The sequence below is a fragment of the Salinarimonas sp. genome (genome assembly GCF_046292825.1).
GTDB lineage: Bacteria > Pseudomonadota > Alphaproteobacteria > Rhizobiales > Beijerinckiaceae > Salinarimonas.
The window spans coordinates 1-22,139 of sequence record NZ_JBKBQG010000018.1; the positions used below are offsets into that span (position 1 = coordinate 1).

The window sequence follows — 22,139 nt, forward strand, 5'->3', positions numbered from 1 at the left end:
GGCCCGGGTGGAGATTGTCCTTCGACCCTCGGGCCCCACCCGACCTCCTTCGGCTGCGCCTCGGAGGCCACCCTCCCCTACGGGGAGGGATTCGCGCCCCCATCCCTCCCCGGAGGGGAGGGTGGACTTTCGAGCAAAGCGAGAAAGGCCGGGTGGGGCCCGGGTGGAGGACAATCTTCAACCCTCGGGCCCCACCCGACCTCCTTCGGCTGCGCCTCGGAGGCCACCCTCCCCTACGGGGAGGGATTCTTCCCATGACTGCTTGGCGTCCGATCGCCCTCGCGCGCGACGTCGCGCCGGGCACCGCCGCGCCGGTGCTCGTCGAGGGGCGCGAGATCGTCGTCTGGCGCGGGGCGGGCGGGGGCGTGCGGGTGTGGGAGGATCGCTGCCCGCATCGCGGGATGCGGCTCTCCTTCGGCTTCGTGCGCGGGGAGGAGCTCGTGTGCCTCTATCACGGCTGGCGCTGGGGCGCGGATGCGGGCTGCACGGCGATCCCCGCCCATCCCGATCTCGTGCCGCCGAAGACGCTGTGCGCGAGCGCGTATCCTGCCTGCGAGCACGGCGGCATCGTCTGGATGGCGGATGGCGGGGAGCCGGCCGAGCCGCCGGATGCCCCTCCCGACGCGGTCCCCGTCGCGACCCTCCTCGTCGAGCGCGACGGGCGCGAGGTCGCCGACAGGCTCGGCGCGACCGGCCCCCTCGTCGAGCGGGAGCACCTGACGATCGCGCTCCACCCCTTCGCGCCGGGCCGCACGCTTCTCCACGTCCTCGCGCGCCTCGCCGAGGACACGCGCGAGGCGCGCCGGGCGGCTCTCCTCCAAGCCGAGCGCCTGCGCCGCGATCTCGAGACGGAGGACGCCCGATGATCGACCTCGAACCCGCCGCCCGCGACGATTGGTACGCCCTCGCCCGCATCGAGGACGTGCCGCGATCGGGCCTCGACACCCGCCTCCTCGGCCGCCCCGTCCGCGTCGCGCGCGCGCAGGACGGCACGATCGTCGCGTTCGGACCAGACGGCGAGCGGCTCGCGACGACCATCGCCTACGGCCACGTCTTCGCCTCGCTCGGCGCGCCGGGAAAACCCCTCTTCGCCATTCCCGAATTCGAGGAGGCCGACCGGCGCCTTGCGACCTGCGGGGCGGTGCGGGTGCGCGCCTCGGGGCTGCGGCTCGTCGAGAACTTCCTCGACATGGCCCATTTCCCCTTCGTCCACACCGATCTCCTGGGCATCGAGGAGCGGCCGGAGGTGCCCGATTACGAGGTCGAGATCAGGCGGGACATCGACGAAGTGATCGCCACCCGCTGCCGGTTCTGGCAGCCGCGCGCCGCCGCCCATGCGGAAGGCGGGCAGATGAGCGAATACGTCTACCGCGTCGCGACGCCCTTCAACGTCCTCCTCTACAAGACCTGCCCGAGCGATCCCGCGCGGGTCGACGTGATCGGCCTCCTCGTCCAGCCGCTGGAGGAGGATCTCTCGGCCGCCTTCGCCTTCGTGCTCGTGGTCGACGCGGTGTCCTCGACGACCAACATCATCCGCTTCCAGCAGACGATCTTCTTGCAGGACCGCATCATCCTCGAGAACCAGCGCCCGCGCCTGCTGCCGCTCTCGCCGCGGGCCGAAATTCCGACGCGGGCGGATCTGTCGTCGGTCGCCTATCGGCGCCGGCTCAAGGAGAAGGGTCTGCGCTTCGGCACGCTCGAGCGGGACGGGAGGGCGGCGCCGTGAGCCTCGTCCTCCACGATTACGAACTCTCCGCGGATTGCTACCGCGCGCGCCTCCTCCTCGGGCTCCTCGGCTGCACCTACGAGCGGGTCGGGATCGACGTGTTTCCCGGGCGGGAGACCGACACGCCCGCCTTCCGCGCGCTGAACCCCCGCGGCAGCGTGCCGGTCCTCGTCGACGGGGGGCTCGTGCTGACACGCATCGGCGCGATCCTGTGCCATCTCGCCGAGACCCGCGACCCGAACGGCACCTGGCTGCCGCGCGAGCCCCGCGCCCGTGCCCTGTGTCTCGATCGCCTGTTCCTCGCGCTCGACGCCCTCGCCCCCGCCGACCACGCACGCACCGAGGCCGTGCTCGCCCTCCCCTCCCCCGTGAGCGACGCTCCCGCGGCGGCCGAGCGGGCGTTCCGCGATCTGGAGAGCGTCCTGCTCCACGCCGAGATCGCGGGCGAGGGCTTCCTCGCCGGGGCGCATGCCACGATCGCCGACGTCGCCGCCTTCCCTTCGGTGGCGCTGGCGGTCGAGTTCGGCTGCGCGCTCGAAGCGTTCCCGCGCCTGCGCGCCTGGACGCGCCGCCTGCGCGCGCTGCCCGGCTTCGTGACGACGCCCGGGGTGCCGGATTTCCTGTGAGACGCTTCGCCCCGGCGGGAGGCGCCCGGCGGCTCGTTCGATCAGCGCGACAGGCGATCGACCAAGGCCGCCACCGCGCCGCGGGCGCCCTCCTGCGCGAGCCTGCGCGCGGCGTCGATTGCGGCGGCGCGGACGCGCTCGTCCGTCCCCAGATCCTCGCCGAACACCTCGCGCACCGCGAGGAAGCCCTCGACGCGCGCCGCGACGTCGCCTCCCGCCTGCGCGGCGATCTCGGCGAAGCGGCCGGCGAGCGGGTCGCGGACGTCGATCTCCCCTCCCCGCTCGTCGCGGCCCGACGCGTAGGCGATCCAGCCGGCGAGCGCGAGGGCGAGGCGCGGGAAGGGGCGGCCCGCCGCGAGATGGGCGCGGATCGGCCCGAGCCAGCGCTGCGGGATCTTCTGCGAGCCGTCCATGGCGATCTGCCAGGCGCGGTGGCGCAAAGCGGGATTGGCGAAGCGCTCGAGGAGCTGCGCCTCGTAGGCGCGCACGTCCGCGCCCGCAGGCACCGCGAGCGTCGGCTCCATCTCCTCGACCATCTGCCCGCGCACGAGGGCGGCGAAGACCGGATCGGCGATCGCGTCGGCGATGGTCTCGTGGCCGGCGAGATAGCCGAGATAGGCCATGGTCGAGTGCGAGCCGTTGAGGAGCCGCAGCTTCATCGCCTCGTAGCCCGCGACGTCCCGTGTCGTCGTCGCCCCCGCCGCCTCGAAGCGTGGCCGCGGGCCGCCGAAGGCGTCCTCGATCACCCATTGCGTGAAGGGCTCGGTCGAGACCGGCCAGAGATCCTCGAAGCCGGTGAGCCGGCGCGCGTCCGCGCGGTCGGCGTCGGTCGTCGCGGGCACGATCCGGTCGACCATGGTGGAGGGGAAGGCAACGTTAGCGGCCACATGCTCGGCGAGCGCCGGATCGAGACGCTGCGCGAAGTCGATCACGACCTGCCGGACGGTGCGGCCATTGGCCGGGAGATTGTCGCAGCACAGGACCGCGAACGGCGCCACACCCGCGGCGCGGCGTCGCGCGAGCGCCGCGGCGAGGAAGCCGGGGGCGCTCTTGGGGCTCTCGGGACGAGCGAGGTCGTGGACGATGTCCGGGTGGTCCGCGCGCAGCCGCCCCGTCGCCGGATCGTGGCAATAGCCCTTCTCGGTGATGGTGAGCGAGACGATGCGCACAGCCGGATCCGCCATCGCCGCGATCACCGCCTGCGGGTCCTCGGGCGCGACGAGGAGGCGGCGCAGCGCGCCCACGACCCGCGCCCGCGTGCCCTCCCCCGAGCGCTCGAGCACGGTATAGAGCCCGTCCTGGGGCGCGAGCGCGTCGCGGGTGTCGGGCGAGCGCAGGCTCACGCCGCAGATCGCCCAGCCCTCCTCCCCCGCGTTCAGACGGTCCTCCACGTAGAGCGCCTGATGCGCGCGGTGGAAGGCGCCGAGACCGAGATGGACGATGCCGATCCGCGCCGCGGCGACGTCGTAGGCCGGGCGGGCGACCGCGTCGGGCAGGTGCGGCAGGGCGGCGAGGGAGAGACGGGTCATCGGTGATCCTTCAGCGAAACAGGCTCGGCAGCCAGAGCGACAGAGCGGGCACGTAGGTGACGAGCATCAGGACGGCGAGCGCGACGCAATAGAACGGCCAGATCGTCCGCACCGCCTCCCAGATCGGGATCTTGCCCACCGCGCAGCCGACGAACAGGACCGAGCCGACCGGCGGCGTGATCAGCCCGACCCCGAGATTGAGAATCAGAACGACGCCGAAATGGACCGGATCCATGCCGAAGGCGGTCGCCACCGGCAGGAAGATCGGCGTCGTGATCACGATGAGCGGGCTCATGTCCATGAAGGTGCCGAGCACGAGGAGCATGAGGTTGATCAGGAGGAAGATCACGATCGGATCGTTCGAGAGCGTCTGCATGAAGGCGATCATCGCCGCCGGCACCTGCAGGAAGGCGAGGAGCCAGCCGAAGGAGGCGGCCGAGCCGATCACGAGGAGCACCATCGCCGTCGTGCGCACGGCGCCGAGCGTCGCCTCGACGAAGCCGCGCCAGGACATCTCCCGATAGGCGATCAGCGTGATGACGAGGGCGTAGACGACGGCGACGCAGGAGCTCTCAGTCGCGGTGAAGATGCCGAGCCGCACCCCGCCGAAGATGATGCCGATGAGGAGGAGACCCGGCAGCGCCGCAGCGAAGCAGATCGCCACCGCCGCGAGGCCGGGAAACGTGCCGCGCTCGTAGCCGCGCTTCCTGGCGACGAGGAAGGTGACGATCATGAGCCCCATCGCGAGGAGAAGCCCCGGCACGATGCCCGCCGTGAAGAGGTCCGCGATCGAGATCCGCCCGCCCGCCGCGAGCGAATAGATGATCATGTTGTGCGAGGGCGGCAGCAGGAGCGCGATGATGGCGCTCGTGACCGTGACGTTGACCGCGAAATCGCGCGCGTAACCGCGCTTCTCCATCTGCGGGATCATCAGCCCGCCGATCGCGGAGGCGTCCGCCACCGCCGAGCCGGAAATGCCGCCGAAGAAGGTCGAGGCGAGCACGTTCACCTGCCCGAGCCCCCCGCGCAGATGCCCGACGAGCGAGGCCGCGAAGCGCACGAGCCGCTCGGCGATGCCGCCGCGGATCATCAGGTCGCCGGCATAGATGAAGAACGGGATCGCGAGGAGCGCGAAGGAGGAGATGCCGGCCGTGAGCCGCTGGAAGACGATCAGCGGCGGCAGGCCGAGATAGAGCACCGTCGCCATCGAGGCGATGCCGAGGCAGAACGCGATCGGCGTCCCGATCAGGAGGAGCGCGACGAAGGTCCCGAACAGGATGGCGAGCTCCATGGCCTCACTCCTCCTCGCCGGCGAGGAGCCGCACCAGCCGCTCGAGCGAGAACAGAGCGATCAGCGCCCCGCCGATGACGAGGGGGATGTATTGGAAGCCGCCGGGCAGGCCGAGCGTCGGGATGCGCGCGCTCCAGGTGCCCTGCGCGAGCTGCCAGCCGTAGAGCGCCATCATCGCGCCGAAGCCGCAGACGAGCGCCGCCGAGACCGCGAGCATCGCGACCTGGACCTTGCGCGGCACGACGTGGCGCAGCACGTCGAAGCCGAGATGGGTGCGCTCGCGCACGCCCACCGCCGCGCCGAGCAGGATGAACCAGGACATCAGGAGGATGGCGGACGCTTCGGCCCAGGCGGGCGTGCGGTTGAGCACGTAGCGCCCGAACACCTGGTAGAACACGATCCCCGTCATCGCGACGAGCCCCGCCCCCGCGCACCAGAGGGCGGCGACGTTGAGGGGCCGCAGGATGCGCGCGAGTGCGGCGGCGACGTTTCGCATGGGCCAGACCTCGGCGCTTCGAGGGAGAGCGGGCGGCGCAGCCCGGCGACGGCGCCGCCCTCGGGCTCGGTCGCTCAGTCGCCCGCCGCCTGGATGCGCGCGACGAGGTCGCGCAGGCGCTCGTCGGTGACGTGCTTCTCGTAGACCGACGCCATCGCGTCGATGAAGGGCTGCTTGTCGACCGTGTTGACGATCGCCCCGCCGGCCTCGACCGCGGCGCGGGCCGCCTCCTCGCGCGCGTCCCAGAGCTCGCGCATGCGCGAGACGGATTCGCGCGCGGCCTCGCGCACGATCTCCTGATCCTCGGCCGAGAGCCGGTCCCAGGTCTGCTTGGACATCACCAGCACTTCCGGCGACATCGAATGCTCGGTGAGCGAGTAATAGCGCGCCACCGTGTAGTGCTGGGTCGATTCGAAGCTCGGGAAATTGTTCTCCGCGCCGTCGATGACGCCGGTCTGGAGGCCGGAATAGACCTCGCCGAAGGGCATCGGCGTCGGGTTGGCGCCGAGCGCGTTGACGAGATCGACGAACAGGTCCGATTGCTGCACGCGGATGCGCAGGCCCTCCATGTCGGCGGGCGTCTCGATCGGGCGCACCGAGGTGTAGAACGAGCGCGCGCCCGAATCGTAGAAGGCGAGGCCGATCAGGCCGTGCGGCTCGAGCGCTGCGAGGATCTCCTCGCCGATCTCGCCGTCCATCACCTCGCGCATGTGCTCGATCGAGCGGAAGACGAAGGGCAGCGCCGGCACGGCGGTCTCGGGCGCGAGATTGTTGAGGGGCGCGAGGTTGATGCGGTTCATGTCGATGACGCCGAAGCGCGTCTGCTCGATCGTCTCGCGCTCCTCGCCGAGCTGGCGGGAATGGAAGACCTGGATGGAGAGGCGCCCGTCGGTGCGCTGCGACAGGAGCTCGCTCATGTATTCGACCGCCTCCACGGTCGGATAATCGGCGCCGTGCGTGTCGGCCGAGCGCAGGACGAGGTTCTGCGCGGATGCGGCGCCCACGCCCGCGAGGAGCGCGACGGAGCCGAGGGCGATCATGGCGATGCGACGGGTGATCATGGGTCGTGTCCTCCGGGTTCGTTTTCGTTGGATCGGATCGCGGCGGATCGTTTCGCGCCCGCCGCGACGGGTCACAGCTTGTAGGCCTCCTTCGGGAGGCGATAGGCGAGGTCGATGGCGACCTCGCGGGCCTCGTCCTCGGCGAGCCGGTGGCTCGTCACGAGGGTCGCGAGCCAGGCGCAGTCGACCCGGCGCGCGACGTCGTGGCGCGCGGGGATCGAGGGGAAGGCGCGGGTGTCGTCGTTGAAGCCGACGGTGTTGTAGATGCCCGCGGTCTCCGTCGTCGCCTCGCGGAAGCGGCGCATGCCCTCGGGGCTGTCGAAGAACCACCAGGGGGGCCCGAGACGCAAAGCGGGATAATGGCCCGCGAGCGGGGCGAGCTCGCGCGAATAGGCGGTCTCGTCGAGGGTGAAGAGGATGATCGTCAGGTCGCGCTCGTTGCCGAACCGATCGAGGAGCGGCTTCAGGGCGCCGACGTAATCGGTGGCGCGCGGGATGTCGGCCCCCTTGTCGCGGCCGAAGCGGGCGAAGAGCGGCGCGTTGTGATTGCGCCAGGAGCCCGGATGGATCTGCATCACCATCCCGTCCTCGAGGCTCAGCCGCGCCATCTCGGTGAGCATCTGCGCGCGGAAGAGCTCGGCCTCCTGCGGGCCGGCGCCGCCGTTGCGCACCCGCGCATAGAGACGCTCCGCCTCGACGGGGGAGAGATCGGCGGTGGCCGCGCTCGGGTGGCCGTGATCGGTCGCGGTCGCGCCGTGCTCGCGGAAGAAGGCGCGGCGCACGCGATGCGCCTCCAGATAGCCGGCGAAGGTGCCGATATCGCAGCGGGTGATCTCGCCGAAGCGCACGAGATTGTCGGCGAAGCCCTCGAATTCGGGGTCGACCACGGCATCGGGACGATAGGTCGTGATCACGCGCCCAGTCCAGCCGCTGTCGCGGATCGCGCGGTGATGGGCGAGATCGTCGAGCGCGCCCTCGGTCGTCGCGATCGTCTCGATGCGGAAGCGCTCGAAGAGCGCGCGCGGGCGGAAGGCCTCCGTCGTCAGCGCCTGCGCGATCCGGTCGTAGGTCGCGTCCGCATTGTCGCGCGAGAGCGGCTCCTCGAAGCCGAACAGGGTGGCGAAGGCGTGGTCGAGCCACATCCGGGTCGGGGTGCCGCGGAAGAGGTGGTAATGCCCGCAGAACAGCCGCCAGATCGCACGCCCGTCGGTCTCGACCGCGCCGCCGTCGACCCGCGGCACGCCGAGCGCCTCGAGCGGCACGCCGCGGCTGTAGAGCATGCGGAAGACGTAATGGTCGGGCACCACGAAGAGCTGCGCCGGATCGGGAAAGGGCGCGTTCTGCGCGTACCAGCGCGGATCGGTATGGCCGTGCGGCGAGACGATCGGCAGATGCTCGACCTCCGCGAACAGAGACCGCGCCACCGCACGGGTCGCGGGATCGGGGGGAAACAGACGGTCGGGGTGGATCAGGGGGTTCATGAAGGCTCCTGGCGCGTTTCTCGGCGCGTTTCTCTTCGCGCGTCCTCTCTCGGCTCCTCGCGGTCGGGACCGGCGAGGATGCGCTCGACATGGCCGAGATGCGCCGCCATGGCCGCGCGCGCGGCCGGGCCGTCCCCGGCGCGGATGGCGGCGGCGATGGCGGCGTGCTCGGCGAGCGTGCTCGCATGCTCGTTCGGGATCAGCCCGGAGAGCCGGCCCATCCGCTCGAACATCGGCGAGAACATCGCGCTCCACAGATCCTCGACGATGCCGCAGACGACCGCATTACCGGCGCAGGCGGCGATCGCCGCATGGAAGGCGCGGTCCGCCTCGCGATGGGCGGCCGTGTCGGCCGCCGCCGCCATGGCCGCGACGGTCCCCTCGATCCGAGCGATCTCCTCCGCTCCGGCGTGCGCCGCCGCGGCCTCGGCGATCGCCGGCTCGATCAGCGCCCGCGCGGCGACGAGCTCGACCGGTCCCGGCATGCCGTCGGACGGCAGGCGCAGGCGCGGCCGCTCGCGCGAGGCCATTTCCGTCACGAAGGTCCCCGACCCCGTGCGCACCTCGACGAGCCCCGCGATCTCGAGCGCGATCATCGCCTCGCGCACGGTCGGGCGGCTGACGCCGAGCTTGGCGGCGAGGTCGCGCTCGGGCGGCAGGCGATCGCCGGGCCGGAACTCGCCGCGCGCGATGATCGCTGCGATCTGCTCGGCGACCTGCTCGTAGAGACGGCTCTGGGCGATGGCCTGGAAAGGCATGCCGGTTCGGTCCTCGGCTCGTTCCGCACCGATGAGCCTAGCGCTTGCCGCACAGGCCATCAAGGGGTAATGTGGTCAGGCCAATTTTGGGAGGAAGACGATGCTGGAGGCTTGGCGCTGGTTCGGGCCCGACGACCCGGTCACGCTCGACCACGTCCGCCAGGCCGGCGCGCGCCACGTCGTCACCGCCTTGCACGGGCGTGCGCCCGGGGACGCGTGGACGCGCGCGGAGGTCGAGGCGCGGCGCGATCTCGTCGAGACGACGCCGCCCGGCCGCACGCCGCTCGCCTGGAGCGTCGTCGAGAGCATTCCCGTCGCCGACGCGATCAAGCGCGAGGGCGTGGCGACGCCCGCCGCGCGCGCGGCGCTCGAGGCCTGGATCGCGAGCCTCGAGGCGGTCGCGGCGGCGGGCATCCCGGTCGTGTGCTACAATTTCATGCCGGTGATGGACTGGACGCGCACCGATCTCGACTGGCCGCTGCCGACCGGCGCCACCGCCCTGCGCTTCGACGCGACCCGCTTCGCCGCCTTCGACGTCGCGATCCTCGCGCGCGAGGGCGCCGCCGCCGACTATCCGCCGGAGCTCGTCGCACGCGCCCGCGCGCTCGCGGAGCGCATGAGCACGCAGGAGCGCGAGGCGCTCGTGCGCACCATCGCGGCGGGGCTGCCGGGCGCGACGACGGACGCGCTCTCGCTGGACGCCTTCCGCGCGCGGCTCGACGCCTATCGCGGCATCGACGCGGCGCGGCTGCGGGCGAACCTCGTCGCCTTTCTCGAGAGGGTGGTGCCTGTGGCCGACGCGCTCGGCGTGCGGCTCGCGCTCCATCCCGACGATCCGCCGCGCCCGCTGCTCGGCCTGCCGCGCGTCGCCTCGACGGCCGCCGATTACGAGGCCCTGTTCGCGGCGGTCCCGAGCCTCGCCAACGGCATCTGCCTGTGCACCGGCAGCCTCGGCGTGAGTGCGCAGAACGACCTCGTCGCCATGGCCCGGCGCTTCGCCCCGCGCATCCACTTCGCCCATCTGCGCGCGACGACCCGGGAGGCGGACGGCAGCTTCTTCGAGGCGGACCATCTCGACGGCGACGTCGACATGATCGGAATCCTCGACGCGCTCCTCGCCGAGGACGCGCGGCGGGAGCCGCGGGCGCGCATCCCCTTCCGGCCCGACCACGGCCACCGGATGCTCGGCGATCTCGAAGCGGGCGCGCGCGTCAATCCGGGCTACACGGCGGCCGGCCGCATGAAGGGCCTCGCCGAATTGCGCGGCGCGATCCGGGCGCTGCGGACTGTGCGCGGGGGCGATCACCGCGGCTGACCGTCGGGGGCGGCGAACAGCTCGGGCCGCTCCGCCGCGAGCTTCGGCAGGGACACCAGGATCTCCGAGAGATGCGCCCGCGTCGCGGCCTCCGCGGCGGCGGGCGAGCCGGTTTCGATCGCGGCCAGGATGGCCTCGTGCTGGTCGATGAGAACGCCGACGGGAGTGGCGTCGGCGAGCGAGAGGAAGCGCACGCGGTCCATCTGCGCCTTCAGGCTCTCGAGCACGCGCCAGGCATGGGTGCAATCGGCGGCGAGCGCGAGGGCGTAGTGGAAGGCCTCGTCGAGCCGCAGGAAATGCGCCGGGTCCTTCTGCGCGCGCGCCTCCCGCTGGCGCTCGAGCGTCTCGCGCGCGGCGGCGAGCCCCTCGGGCGTCGCGCGCTCCGCCGCCTTGCGGGCGATCGCGACCTCGACGGCCTCGCGCAGGAAGCGCGCGTTCTCGACCTCGCGCACGGAGATCAGGACGACGAAGGTGCCCCGCTGCGGCCTGATCTCGACGAGCCCCGCCTCCGCGAGCTTGATGAAGGCCTCGCGCACCGGCTGGCGGGAGACGCCGAGATCGCGGGCGATCTCGGCCTCGGACAGGACGTCGCCCGGCCGCAGATCGAGCTGGACGATGCCGGCTTTCAGGAGCTCGAACACGCGCTGCCCCATGGTCCGCTGGCGGGGGCGCGGCCCCTCCTCCCAGCTCTCCTCGGCGATCCGGATCCGGCCGCTCATATTGACACCTCGTCGTCTACCATACTAGTCTACCGGGGTTGAACGCTGCCGTCCAGGTGCAGCGATGGGAGGAAGACATGAGGCACGAAAAGGCGGCTGCCGCGCTCGCGGCAATCCTCCTCGCGGTCGCCGCTCCGGCTGCCGCCGCGGATTATACGCTCAACGTAAACACCGCGCTCTCCGTGAACGACCCGCTCTTCCGCGGCCTCGAATCGTTCCGCGACGGCGTCGCCGAGGCGACCGGCGGGCGCCTCGAGGTGCGGCTGTTCCCCAATTCGCAGCTCGGCCCGGACGAAGACGTGCTCGAGCAGGCCCGCGCCGGCGCGCCCGTGGCGGTCGTCGTCGACGGCGGGCGGCTCGCGGTCTTCCAGAACGAGTTCGGCGTGCTCGGCGCGCCCTATCTCGCCTCGGGCTACGACGGCATGCGCCGCGTCGTCACCTCGGATCTGTTCGAGGAATGGGTCGAGGCGCTGCGCGCGGCCTCGGGGCACCAGGTGCTCAGCTTCAATTGGTGGCAGGGCGAGCGCCATCTCCTGACGAAGCACCCGGTCGACGGCCCCGCCGATCTCTCGGGCGTGCGCCTGCGCACGCCGGGCGCGCCGGTCTGGGTCGAGACGATCTCGGCGATGGGCGCGACGCCCACCCCGATGCCCTGGGGCGAGGTCTATTCCGCGCTCCAGCAGAACGTGATCGACGCGGCCGAGGCGCAGCTCCCGGCGGTCGTCGGCGCGCGCCTCGACGAGGTCGTCACCCACATCACGAAGACGGGGCACATCAACCTGATCACCGGCCTCGTCACCTCGGCCGCCTGGTTCGACGGCCTGCCCGAGGACGTGCAGCAGGCTTTGCGCGAGCAGGCGCTGGCCGCCGGCGACGTCGCCTCCTACGGCACCCGCGACGCGCTCGCGCAGATCGAGGCGGATCTGACGGCGCGCGGCGTGACGATCCGCGAGATCGACGTCACCCCCTTCCGCGAGGCGACCGCAGGCGTCTACGACAAGCTCGGCTACGGCGAATTGCGCGACACGCTCCAGGCGATCGCCGAAGCGGAGTGAGGACGGGCTTCCGCCCCCAAAGGCTGAGGGCTGGCGAGGGACGCTCCCTCTCCTTCCCGCAGAGTTCGTAGATCATCCCCGGGGTTGTCATCCCGGACGCCGAAGGCGATCCGGGACCCAGACCCACGACGTGTCAGTCGCAGCCTGTAGGCTGCGTATCTCCGGAACGGTCGGCTCTTCCCGGTTGCGGAGCGAGCGCGGCATGCGCGCTCGAACGATCGTCGAGGATATGGGTCCCGGGTCCGCTTCGCGGCCCGGGATGACAGCCTTGGGATGATTTACGGACTGCCGAGCGAAGGAGAGCGACGGCGCCTCCTCCATCGGACGACACCGCGGATGCGACGCCGCACCTACCCCGGGAGTAACACGCCATGGCGCGCAGTCTCGCGCGGTTCGAGACCATCGTCGGATCGCTGCTTCTCGCGATCATCGTCGTGCTCGTCTTCGTGGCGGCGGTGATGCGCTTCTTTGAGAGGCCGCTGATCTGGTCGGTGGACCTCGCGCAGCTCCTGTTCATCTGGCTCTGCTTCGTCGGGGCCTCGCGCGCGATGCGCGAGCGGGCGCATCTGGGCGTCGACCTCCTGGTGCGGCGGCTGTCGCCGCGCGTGCGGCTCGCGATCGAGTTCCTGCTCGCGGCTCTCTTCATCGCCTTCATGGCGGTGATCGCCGTCGAGGGCACGAAGCTGACGCTGCTCAACCGGCAGCGCCTGTTCGGCGACAGCGGCCTCTCCTACGCCTACGTCACCATCGCCGTCCCCGTCGGCTGCCTGTTCCTGACGCTCTCCATCCTCGCCAACGCGATCGAGGCCTGGCGCGAGCGGGCGCGCGGGACGCTCCTCGTCTTCGCGCGCCTCGACGCCGAGCCGGCGCCGCGACAGGAGCCCTGAGCCATGCTCGCGATCGGCACCGTCTTCCTCGTCCTCCTCCTGCTCGGCGCGCCGGTCGCCTTCGCGATCGGCCTCTCGGGCTTCACCTTCTTCCTCACCTCGGACGTGATGCCGCTCTCGATCGGCGTCCAGCGCATCGCCGCCGTCTCGCAGAGCTTCCCGCTGCTCGCCGTGCCCTTCTTCGTGCTCGCCGGGCATCTGATGAACGAGAGCGGCATCACCGAGCGGCTCTTCAAGTTCTCGCACGTCGCCGTCGCCTGGATCGCGGGCGGCCTCGCCCAGGTGTCGATCATCCTCTCGACGCTGATGGGCGGCGTCTCCGGCTCCGCGGTGGCGGATGCGGCGATGCAGGCGCGCGTGCTCGGGCCCCGCATGATCGACCAGGGCTATTCGAAGGGCTACGCGGCGGCGGTGATCGCGCTCTCCTCGCTCATCACCGCGACGATCCCGCCGAGCATCGGGCTCATCCTCTACGGCTATGTGGGCCAGGTCTCGATCGGCCGGCTCTTCCTCGCCGGCATCGTGCCGGGCATCCTGATGATGCTCTTCCTGATGGTCGCCGCCTATCTCGTCGCGCGGCGGCGCGGCTACGTCGTCGCCCAGAGCACGCGGCCGACGGCGCGCGCGCTCGCGGCCGCGACCTGGGACGCGAAATGGGCGCTCCTCTTTCCCGTGCTCCTCGTGATCTCGATCCGCGGCGGCGTGTTCACGCCCTCGGAAGTCGGCGCCTTCGCCGTCGTCTACGCGCTCCTCGTCGGCGCGCTGGCCCATCGCGCGCTGAGCCCGCAGGCGATCGCGCGGGCCTTCGGGCGGGCGGTGTCCGATATCGGGCTCGTGATGCTCATCATCCTGATGTCGGGCATGATCGGCTTCGCGATCGTCTTCCTGCAGGTCCCCCAGCAGGTGACGGGCATCCTGCTGGAGGGGATCTCGAACCCCTACCTCGTCGTCGCGACGATCCTCGTCGCTTTGTTCGTGGCGGGCCTCCTGTTCGAGAGCACCATCATCGTCCTCCTGATCACGCCGATCGTCGTGCCGATCGTCCAGCGCGTCGGCTTCGACCCGGTGCATTTCGGCATCCTGATGATGACGATCGTGACGCTCGGCTCGATGACGCCGCCGGTGGGCGTCGCGATGTACACCGTCTGCAGCCTGCTCGGCTGCAAGGTCGAGGAATACGTGCGCGAATCGATCCCCTTCGTCGCGGCGATCCTGGTGCTCGTCGCCGTGCTCCTCGCCTTCCCCGACCTCGTCCTGTTCCTGCCGCGCCTCGCCTTCGGTTGAGCCCGAACGCGCCGCGCGACCACAGCGGAGCCCCCGACATGAGACAAACCTGGCGCTGGTTCGGTCCTCGCGACGTCGCCACGATCGACGACATGCTCCAATCGGGCGTGGAGGGCGTCGTCAGCGCGCTCCATCACGTGCCGCCCGGCGCGGTCTGGACGCCCGAGGCGATCGCCGAGCGTCAGGGGGCGATCGGACGCCGCCGCGACGGCTCGCCCTCGGGTCTCGCCTGGGAGGTGGTCGAGAGCCTGCCGGTGTCGGAGGACGTCAAGCTCCAGAGCGGCGATTGGCGCGCCCATGTCGCGGCCTGGTCGCAGAGCCTCGAGCACCTCGCCGAGGCCGGCTTGAGGGTCGTCTGCTACAATTTCATGCCGGTCCTCGATTGGACGCGCACCGAGCTCCACCATCGTCTGCCGCATGGCGGCACCTGCCTGCGCTTCGACTGGACCGACTTCGCGATGTTCGACCTCCACGTCCTGGAGCGCCGGGGCGCGGCGCAGGACTATCCGGACGCCGTCCGCGAAGCGGCCCTCGCGCGCCACGCCGCCACGACGGACGAGGAGCGCCGCGCGATCGCGGATGCCGTCACCGCCGGCCTGCCGGGCGACGCGGAGACGGTCACTCTGGAGACCGTCCGTGCGCAGCTCGAGCGCTACGCGGCGGTGACGCCCGAGCGGCTGCGCGCCAATCTCGTCGCGTTCCTCGAAATGGTCGTGCCGGTCGCCGAGCGGCTCGGCATGCGGCTGTGCTGCCATCCCGACGACCCGCCGTTCCCCCTCCTCGGCCTGCCGCGGGTGCTCTCGACGGAGGCGGATTTCCGCAGCGTGCTCGAGGCGGTCGACAGCCCGGCGAACGGCATGACGCTCTGCTCGGGCTCGCTCGGCGCGCGGCCGGACAACGACGTGCCCGGCATCATGCGCCGGCTCGGCGCGCGCGTGCACTTCCTCCACCTGCGCAACGTGCGGCGCGAGACGGGAGACGTCCGCGGCTCCTTCTTCGAGAGCGATCATCTCGACGGCGACGTCGACATGATCGCCCTCGTCGCCGCGATCCTCGCCGAGGAGGCGGCGCGGCGAGCGGCGGGGCGCGCGGACGCGCAGATCCCGATGCGGCCCGATCACGGCCAGGACATCCTCACCGACATCGGACGCGGCGCGCAGCCCGGCTACCCCGTCGTCGGGCGCATGCGCGGTCTCGCCGAGCTGCGCGGGGTGATGCGCGCGCTGGAACGCGCGGGCGGGCTCGCGCACGCGTAGAGCGATCGGAGGCTGTCATCCCGGGCCGCGAAGCGGACCCGGGACCCATATCCTCGACGACGAGTCCGAGCGCGCATGCCGCGCTCGCGCCCCGACCCTCCTTCGATTACATCGCCCCCGTCACCGGAAGAGGTCGCGGGGCACCTCCGCCGCCTCGAACAGGAAGTCGCGGCTCGCCTCGAGGCGCGACCGCAGGCCGGCGAGGTCGTGCCCGAGGAGCCGGCCGCGCCATTTCAGCACCCGGCCGGCGACCATCACGGTGTCGACGTTCGAGCGCTCCATCAGCGTGACGACGGCGCCCGGCACGTGGTTGAGCGGGGCGACGTTGATCGCGCGCGCGTCGAGGAGGACGATGTCCGCCTCCTTGCCCGGCGTCAGCGTGCCGGTGCGGCGATCGAGCTTGAGCCCGCGCGCGCCCTCGAGCGTGGCGAAGCGGATCGCGTCGCGCGAGGTGAGGAGCCGGGGATATTCCTCCCCCGCGAGCGCCTTCTCGTTGGCGAACATGCGCTGGAGCGTCATCGTGCTGCGCATCTGGGTGAACATGTCGGCGGTCATCGTGCATTCGACGTCGGTCGAGAGCGACGGCTGCATGCCGAAATCGAGCGCCTTCTGGATCGGCGGCATGCCGTGGCGCATCTGCATCTCGATCGGCACGGCGAGCGACACGTGCGCTCCGGCATCGGCGGCGTAGCGCCAGCCGGCATCGCTCATGCCGGTCATGTGGATGAAGATGTTGTCGTCGCGGAAGAGGCCCGACGCTCCCAGCTCGTCGAAGGTCGGCGCCATGCCGAAGGTGCCGACGACGTGCAGCGCGATCGGGAGGCCGAGCTCGCGGCCGAGCGCCCAGGCGGCCTCGTAGCCGGGAATGTAGATCTCCCCGCCCATGACCATGGTGAGGAGCCCGTCCTCGCCCGAGAACCAGCGCTCGCGGATGCGCCGCGCGTCCTGCGGATAGCGCGCGCGCTCGCCCCAGCCCTCGAAATAGCCGAACACCGCGCGCCGGCCCGCATCGCGCAGCGCCTCGATCGCGGCGTCCGAATGCTGGGGCGAGTGGTGGATCTGGCTCACGTCCATCACGGTCGTGACGCCCGCGTCGATCTGCGAGAGCGAGCCGTAGAGCTCGCTGACATAGACGTCCTCGGGCCGATAGACGACGGAGAGCTTTTGGAGGATCGTGTCGTAATAGTTGATCGCGTTCTCCGGGCGCCCGTCGTCGATGAGAATGCCGTCGGCGAGGAAGCTGCGCAGCGCCGTCTCGAACTGGTGGTGATGCGTGTCGACGAAGCCCGGCATCACGATCATGCCGGCGGCGTCGATCGTCGCGGCCTCGCCCGCGTCGAGATCGCGCCCGACGGCGAGGATGCGCTCGCCCTCGATCAGCACGTCGCCGGGGGCGAAATCGCCGACCTCGGCGTCCATCGAGAGCACGTAGCCGCCCTTGATCAGGACGCGCCGCCCGGGCGTGCCGATGCCGTCCGGCGGCCCCTCCCCTTCCTGCGCCGCGGCCGGCACCGCGCCGAGGGCGAGGCCGGCGCCCGCGGCGACGGAGGTCTTGAGGACGTCGCGGCGGGTCGAGCCGCCGCTCTCGTCGTCCGTGGCGGCGGCGGCGCGCGCAGCGGCTTCGTCGCAGAGCTTGCACATGAGGGATCTCCTCGGGTCGGTGTCGGCGATGAGGGTGGTGGCGCGCCTCAGCGCGCGCGCAGCACGGAGGCGAGGACGGGATAGCGCGCGCTCGCCTGAGCGATGCGCGTCGCCGCCATCCGCAGGTCCGGCAGGCGCTCGGCGACGAGCGCGTCCGGGGTGACGAGCCCGGTATAGCCGGAGGAATTGAGCGCGGCGATCGTCGCGCCGTCGAGCCGGATCGGCACGGCGAGGGCGGTAATGCCGTAATCGAGCTGGTCGACGGTCGTCGCGTAGCCGGCCTCGCGCGCCTCGAGCACGAGGCGACGCAGCTCGCTCTTGCAGACCACCGTCTTGGCGGTCAAAGGCACGGGCGCGAGCCGGTCGAGCCAGGCCTCGAGGCGATCGTCGTCGAGACCCGCCGCGAGCACCCGCCCGAGCGAGGTCGCATGGGCGGGATAGCGCGCGCCGACGACGGCGCTCGCGCGCCGCGCGCGCTGCGTCGAATGATGGGCGACGTAGATGACGTCGTGACCGTCGAGCACGGCGACGGACGAGGCGTCGCCGAACGTGTCGACGATCTGGCGCAGCTCCGGGAGCAGCACCTCGTCGATTCGCGCCGAGAAATAGAAGGCCGAGCCGAGCGTCATCACCTTCGGCGTGAGGTGGAAGCGCTTGCCGTTCTGGCCGACATAGCCGAGCGAGACGAGGGTGAGGAGGCTGCGCCGCGCGGTCGCCGGCGTCGTGCCGACGCGCGCGGCGATCTCGCTCAGCGTCATCTCGAGATGGGAGGCGTCGAAGCTTTCGAGCACGGCGAGGCCCCGGGCGAGGGCTTCGACGAATTCGGATGGGCGCGCGTCCTCGTCCACAAGCTCGCTCGCGTCCTGCATGGCCTCAGCCCTCGGGCGCGAGAACGAAGTCGAAGGCGAACTTCGCGTCCGGGCGCTTCTCGAGGTCGTACTCGAACACGTCGCTCTTCCTGACAGGTTCGATCTTGGCGATCAACGACTTTCGCACGCCGAAGACGGCGTCGTTGTCGAGATATTCCGTATTCTCGAAGAACACTTCCGTCGTGATCGCCCGCATGCCGGCCGCGCGCACGATGTAATGCAGGTGGGCGGCGCGCCAGGCGTGGCGATTGCCCGCGCGCAGCAAGCGCCCGACCGGGCCGTCGTAGGGGACGGTGTAGGGCTTCGGCAGCACGGTCGTGTAGAAATAGCGGCCCTTCTCGTCGGCGACGAACTTGGCGCGCAGGTCGTACTTGTCCTGCCCGCGCTCCTGCTCCTGGATCGGATAGGTGCCCGCCGAATCCGCCTGCCAGGTATCGACGATGGCGCCCGGCAGCGGATTGCCGAGCGTGTCGCGGACCTGGCCGTGGACGAGCACCGTCGCGCCCTCGCGCCCGCCGCTCATGTCCGCGCCGAGCCGCATCTGCGGCGCGTCGTCGAGATAGAAGGGCCCGAGATTGGAGCCTTCGGTCGCCCCGCCGCGGGTGTTGATCATGTCGACGAGGGCCGAGAAGCCGAGCACGTCCGACAGGAGGATGAATTCGTGCCGCTCGGGCGTCGAGATCTTCCCGCAATCGTAGAGGAAGTTCAGGATCCCCATCCACTCTTCGTGGGTGAGGTTCGCCTCGCGCGTGAAATCGTGCAGGTGATCGATGAAGTTCTCCAGGAGGAACTTGAAGCGGCTCCCCTCTTCCGTGCGGAATGAGGACTTCACCGCCTCGGTGAGCGTGTATTGATTGATCTCGCGCATCCCGTTTCCTCCTCGTGACCGTCGCCGGCGCCGTCTCCGGCCGGGCGATCGTGCGCCCTCTCGTTTCCCGGTTGACGGCAGAATAAGTCGCGCACTAAACTACGACAAGAGAAAAAATTTTCGCTCTGCGAAATTCCAAGGAGGCGGCATGCGGATCGGCAAGCAGGACCAGGCCTACACGGCGATCGCGACTTCGGACGCGACGAGCATCACCGTCCGCGGCCACGACCTCTGCGAGGACCTCATCGGCCGGGTCGATTTCTCGAGCTATCTGTGGCTGCTCGTCACCGGACAGGCGCCGACCGCTCCGCAGAAGGCGATGCTCGACGCCTGCATGGTCGCGATCGCCGAGCACGGCCTCGTGCCGAGCGTGCAGGCGGCGCGGATGACGCTCGCGGCGGGGCCCGACGCCTGGCAGGGCGCGATGGCGGCAGGCCTCCTCGGCATGGGCAGCGTCGTCGCCGGCTCCTCCGAGGTCGCCGGGCGCTTCCTGGTCGATCTCGTCGAGGAGGCTCGATCGCAGGCCGATCTCGCGGGGGTCGTCACCGTGCGCCTGCAGGCGATGCGCGAGCGGCGGGAGAAGGTGCCGGGCCTCGGCCATCCGCAGCATTCGGGCGGCGATCCGCGCGCCGACCGGCTCCTCGCGCTCGCCGACGAGCACGGCGTCTCGGGCCGCCACGTCGCCTGCCTGCGCCTCCTCGGCGAGATCGCGCCGGCGGTCATGGCGCGGCCTCTGCCGATCAACGTCTCGGGCGCGATCCCCGCTCTGATGCTCGACGCGGGCTGGCCGGCGGCGGCGCTCAAGGCGGTGCCGCTCGTCGCGCGCGCCGGGGGGCTCGCCGCCCACCTCCTCGAGGAAACGCAGCGCTCGATCGGGTTCATCCTGTCGCATGCGGGCGACGAGGCGATCGCCTATGACGGCGCCGCGCGGGGAGAGCGCTGATGGTCAAGATCCTGCGCGACATCCGCGTCGTCGAGATGGGCACCTACATCACGGGCCCCGCCGCCGCGATGCACCTCGCCGATCTCGGCGCCGACGTCGTCAAGGTCGAGCGGCCCGGCGAAGGCGACCCGTTCCGCGCCTTCAAGGGCGGCCTCTACTCGCCCCATTATCAGACCTACAACCGCAACAAGCGCTCGATCGCGCTCGACACGACGAGTCCCGAGGACCGTGCGGTCTTCCACGATCTCGTGCGCGATGCGGACGTGTTCATCCAGAACTTCCGCCCGGGCGTCGCCGAGAAGCTCGGCGCGGGCGAGGAGGAGCTGCGCGCGCTCAATCCGCGCCTCGTCTATTGCGCGATCTCGGGCTTCGGCCGCACCGGCCCCGCGCGGGACCGCCCGGCCTACGACACGGTCGCGCAGGCGGCGAGCGGCTATCTGCGCCTCGTCACGCCGCCGGTGAGCCCGCGCGTGATCGGCCCCGCGCTCGCCGACGCCGTCACCGGCCAATACGCGGCGCTCGGCATCCTCGCCGCGATCGTCGAGCGCACGCGCACGGGGACCGGGCGGCGGCTCGACGTGTCGATGCTCGAGGCGATGAGCCATTTCAACCTCGACAGCTTCACCCATTACTTCGCGGTGGGCGAGGTGATGGGGCCGCTCTCGCGCCCGGTCGTGTCGCAATCCTACACCTTCGCCTGCAGTGACGACAAATGGATCGCCTTCCATCTGTCCTCGCCGACGAAGTTCTGGACGGGCCTCCTCGCCGCGACCGGCCAGGAACGGCTCGCGCAGGACCCGCGCTTCGCCGAGCGGCTCGAGCGCATCAAGCACCAGGACGCGCTCATCGAGATCCTGACGCCCGTCTTCCGCACGCGCACCCGCGACGAATGGTGCGCGCGCCTCGACGCGCAGGGCGTCCCCTACGCCCCCGCCTACGACGCGAACGAGGCTCTCGACGATCCCCAGGCGCGCCATCTCCAGATCGCGGTGACGACCCGTCACCCCGAGCACGGCGAGGTGCGCACGGTGCGCGCCCCCTATTCCTTCGACGGCGAGCCGGACCTCGACGTCCTGCCGCCGCCGACGCTCGACGAGCACGGCGCCGAGATCCGCGCAGCGCTCGCGGAGAAGAAGAAGAAGAGCCTCTGAAGAGGCCGCACGCATGGGCGCCATCGCGTTCGGCGCCCTGCGCGACCTGGGACGGAACGCGGACGAAGAGACATCCGGGAGGAGAGACAGAAATGAACGCTCTACGTGGAATCGCCTGCGCCGCCCTGCTCGTCCTGCCGGGCAGCGCGCTCGCCCAGGAGACGGTGCGGCTCACGGTCGCCTCGAGCCATCCGACGACCATTCCCTGGATCGGCATGATCCAGACCCATTTCATGACCGACGTCGACCGGCGCCTCGCCGAGGGCGGCAATTACCGTATCGAGTGGCAGGAGGCCTTCGGCGGCACGCTCTATCGCGCCAACGCGACCCTGTCCTCGGTCGAAGAGGGCGTCACCGATATCGGCTGGGTGTTCTCCTATCTCGAGGGCGCGCGCATGCCGCTGAGCCAGGTGACCGCCTACACGCCGTTCTCGACGAACAACGTCCCCGCCCAGCTCGACACGATGCGCGACCTGTTCGAGACCGTGCCCGAGTTCCGCCAGGAATGGGAGCAGTACAACCTCGTCTTCCTCGGCGCGACGGGCTCCGACAGCTACGACCTCTACACGAAGACGCCGATCGCGAGCCTCGACGACCTGCAGGGCATGAAGATCTCGGCGCCCGGCGTGCTCGGCACCTGGCTGCGCGGCACGGGCGCGAACGCGGTCGACGGCGCGCTGACGACCTTCTACACCGACATCCAGACCGGCGTCTCCGACGGCGTGCTCTCGCTCGCGCTCGGCGTGCTGCCGGCGCGGCTCTACGAGGTCGCGCCCTACATCACGCGCGTGCGCATGGGCGTCGTCTTCTCGGGCGGCCTCGCGATCAACCGCGACACCTGGGACGGCCTGCCCGAGGAGGTGCAGGAGGCGCTGCTCGCCGCCGGCGACTATTACTCGCGCTCGCATGCCGAGGACCTGATGGTCCGCCACGAAGCGGCGCTCGAGCGGATCGTCGAGAACGGCGCCGGCCAGAACCCGCCGGTGACGCTCACCGTGATGCCCGACGAGGAGCGCCAGCGCTGGGTCGACGCGCTTCCCGATCTCGCCGGCGAATGGGTGCAGGCGGGCGAGGCGCGCGGCCTGCCGGCGCGGCAGTTCCTCTCCGCCTACATGGACGGCCTGCGCGCGCGCGGCGAGACGCCCGCGCGCGATTGGGACCGGATGGACTGAGGCGAGCCTCG

General features: G+C 71.0%; 21 protein-coding genes. 11 read left to right on the top strand and 10 right to left on the bottom strand.

Annotation, left to right across the window (positions count from 1 at the left end):
- The first annotated feature begins 254 nt into the window (after positions 1 to 254).
- The 3 genes from ACK4UM_RS10615 to ACK4UM_RS10625 are packed head-to-tail and all read left to right on the top strand — an operon-like array spanning position 255 to position 2,352.
- The gene (locus ACK4UM_RS10615; protein WP_409798569.1) at positions 255 to 866 is read left to right on the top strand and encodes a Rieske 2Fe-2S domain-containing protein; all 612 of its coding nucleotides are present in this window, start codon (positions 255 to 257) and stop codon (positions 864 to 866) included.
- The gene (locus ACK4UM_RS10620) at positions 863 to 1,726 is read left to right on the top strand and encodes an aromatic ring-hydroxylating dioxygenase subunit alpha (RefSeq protein ID WP_409798571.1); all 864 of its coding nucleotides are present in this window, start codon (positions 863 to 865) and stop codon (positions 1,724 to 1,726) included. Before ACK4UM_RS10615 ends, ACK4UM_RS10620 begins: the two co-directional genes overlap by 4 nt.
- Positions 1,723 to 2,352, top strand: coding sequence for a glutathione S-transferase family protein (locus ACK4UM_RS10625; protein WP_409798572.1), 630 nt, complete (start codon positions 1,723 to 1,725; stop codon positions 2,350 to 2,352). The genes ACK4UM_RS10620 and ACK4UM_RS10625 overlap by 4 nt, the downstream gene beginning before the upstream one ends.
- A 41-nt stretch (positions 2,353 to 2,393) precedes the next feature.
- On the opposite strand, the gene ACK4UM_RS10630 is transcribed toward ACK4UM_RS10625, so the two are convergent.
- The 6 genes from ACK4UM_RS10630 to ACK4UM_RS10655 all read right to left on the bottom strand — a co-directional run bounded on the left by ACK4UM_RS10630 (position 2,394) and on the right by ACK4UM_RS10655 (position 8,968).
- The gene (locus tag ACK4UM_RS10630; protein ID WP_409798574.1) at positions 2,394 to 3,881 is read right to left on the bottom strand and encodes a mannitol dehydrogenase family protein; all 1,488 of its coding nucleotides are present in this window, start codon (positions 3,879 to 3,881) and stop codon (positions 2,394 to 2,396) included.
- Between the two features lie 10 nt (positions 3,882 to 3,891).
- Positions 3,892 to 5,172 carry a TRAP transporter large permease gene (locus ACK4UM_RS10635; RefSeq protein WP_409798576.1) on the bottom strand — a complete coding sequence of 427 codons (1,281 nt, stop codon included), beginning with the start codon at positions 5,170 to 5,172 and terminating at the stop codon, positions 3,892 to 3,894.
- A 4-nt stretch (positions 5,173 to 5,176) separates the two neighbouring features.
- Positions 5,177 to 5,638, bottom strand: a complete 462-nt coding sequence (locus ACK4UM_RS10640; RefSeq protein WP_409798698.1) for a TRAP transporter small permease — start codon at positions 5,636 to 5,638, stop codon at positions 5,177 to 5,179.
- 104 nt (positions 5,639 to 5,742) lie between these two features.
- On the bottom strand, positions 5,743 to 6,729 hold the full coding sequence (locus tag ACK4UM_RS10645; RefSeq protein WP_409798578.1) for a TRAP transporter substrate-binding protein: 987 nt from the start codon (positions 6,727 to 6,729) through the stop codon (positions 5,743 to 5,745).
- A 71-nt stretch (positions 6,730 to 6,800) separates the two neighbouring features.
- A complete protein-coding gene (gene uxaC / locus ACK4UM_RS10650; protein WP_409798580.1) occupies positions 6,801 to 8,210 on the bottom strand; it encodes a glucuronate isomerase in 1,410 nt (469 codons plus the stop codon).
- Positions 8,207 to 8,968 (bottom strand): FadR/GntR family transcriptional regulator, encoded by a 762-nt coding sequence (locus ACK4UM_RS10655; protein WP_409798581.1) that lies wholly within the window; start codon positions 8,966 to 8,968, stop codon positions 8,207 to 8,209. The genes uxaC and ACK4UM_RS10655 overlap by 4 nt, the downstream gene beginning before the upstream one ends.
- Before the next feature lie 100 nt (positions 8,969 to 9,068).
- On the opposite strand from ACK4UM_RS10655, the gene uxuA (ACK4UM_RS10660) reads away from it, so the two are divergent.
- Positions 9,069 to 10,283: a mannonate dehydratase gene (gene uxuA / locus ACK4UM_RS10660; protein WP_409798584.1), complete on the top strand. Its 1,215-nt coding sequence runs from the start codon at positions 9,069 to 9,071 to the stop codon at positions 10,281 to 10,283.
- Here uxuA (ACK4UM_RS10660) and ACK4UM_RS10665 read toward each other — a convergent pair.
- On the bottom strand, positions 10,271 to 11,002 hold the full coding sequence (locus tag ACK4UM_RS10665) for a GntR family transcriptional regulator (protein WP_409798586.1): 732 nt from the start codon (positions 11,000 to 11,002) through the stop codon (positions 10,271 to 10,273). The genes uxuA (ACK4UM_RS10660) and ACK4UM_RS10665 overlap by 13 nt on opposite strands.
- 77 nt (positions 11,003 to 11,079) lie before the next feature.
- Between ACK4UM_RS10665 and ACK4UM_RS10670 the strand changes: the two genes are divergently transcribed.
- The 4 genes from ACK4UM_RS10670 (at position 11,080) to uxuA (ACK4UM_RS10685) (ending at position 15,484) form a co-directional block, all read left to right on the top strand.
- Positions 11,080 to 12,057, top strand: coding sequence for a C4-dicarboxylate TRAP transporter substrate-binding protein (locus ACK4UM_RS10670; RefSeq protein WP_409798588.1), 978 nt, complete (start codon positions 11,080 to 11,082; stop codon positions 12,055 to 12,057).
- Between the two features lie 371 nt (positions 12,058 to 12,428).
- Entirely contained in the window at positions 12,429 to 12,944 is a 516-nt protein-coding gene (locus tag ACK4UM_RS10675; RefSeq protein ID WP_409798590.1) for a TRAP transporter small permease, read from the top strand.
- A gap of 3 nt (positions 12,945 to 12,947) precedes the next feature.
- Complete coding sequence (locus ACK4UM_RS10680) at positions 12,948 to 14,228, top strand: TRAP transporter large permease (RefSeq protein ID WP_409798592.1); 1,281 nt, start codon at positions 12,948 to 12,950, stop codon at positions 14,226 to 14,228.
- 38 nt (positions 14,229 to 14,266) lie between these two features.
- Entirely contained in the window at positions 14,267 to 15,484 is a 1,218-nt protein-coding gene (uxuA, locus tag ACK4UM_RS10685) for a mannonate dehydratase (protein ID WP_409798594.1), read from the top strand.
- A 120-nt stretch (positions 15,485 to 15,604) separates the two neighbouring features.
- Here uxuA (ACK4UM_RS10685) and ACK4UM_RS10690 read toward each other — a convergent pair whose 3' ends face one another.
- The 3 genes from ACK4UM_RS10690 to ACK4UM_RS10700 are packed head-to-tail and all read right to left on the bottom strand — an operon-like array spanning position 15,605 to position 18,862.
- A complete protein-coding gene (locus ACK4UM_RS10690) occupies positions 15,605 to 17,125 on the bottom strand; it encodes an amidohydrolase family protein (RefSeq protein WP_409798596.1) in 1,521 nt (506 codons plus the stop codon).
- Positions 17,126 to 17,172: 47 nt separating this feature from the next.
- Entirely contained in the window at positions 17,173 to 17,994 is an 822-nt protein-coding gene (locus ACK4UM_RS10695) for an IclR family transcriptional regulator C-terminal domain-containing protein (protein ID WP_409798598.1), read from the bottom strand.
- Positions 17,995 to 17,998: 4 nt separating this feature from the next.
- A complete protein-coding gene (locus ACK4UM_RS10700) occupies positions 17,999 to 18,862 on the bottom strand; it encodes a dioxygenase (protein ID WP_409798600.1) in 864 nt (287 codons plus the stop codon).
- A gap of 148 nt (positions 18,863 to 19,010) precedes the next feature.
- Here ACK4UM_RS10700 and ACK4UM_RS10705 point away from each other — a divergent pair, with 148 nt between their 5' ends.
- The 3 genes from ACK4UM_RS10705 (at position 19,011) to ACK4UM_RS10715 (ending at position 22,128) form a co-directional block, all read left to right on the top strand.
- Positions 19,011 to 19,805, top strand: a complete 795-nt coding sequence (locus ACK4UM_RS10705) for a citryl-CoA lyase (RefSeq protein WP_409798602.1) — start codon at positions 19,011 to 19,013, stop codon at positions 19,803 to 19,805.
- Entirely contained in the window at positions 19,805 to 20,956 is a 1,152-nt protein-coding gene (locus ACK4UM_RS10710) for a CaiB/BaiF CoA transferase family protein (protein ID WP_409798604.1), read from the top strand. Before ACK4UM_RS10705 ends, ACK4UM_RS10710 begins: the two co-directional genes overlap by 1 nt.
- A gap of 92 nt (positions 20,957 to 21,048) precedes the next feature.
- Complete coding sequence (locus tag ACK4UM_RS10715; protein ID WP_409798605.1) at positions 21,049 to 22,128, top strand: C4-dicarboxylate TRAP transporter substrate-binding protein; 1,080 nt, start codon at positions 21,049 to 21,051, stop codon at positions 22,126 to 22,128.
- Positions 22,129 to 22,139: the final 11 nt, after the last annotated feature.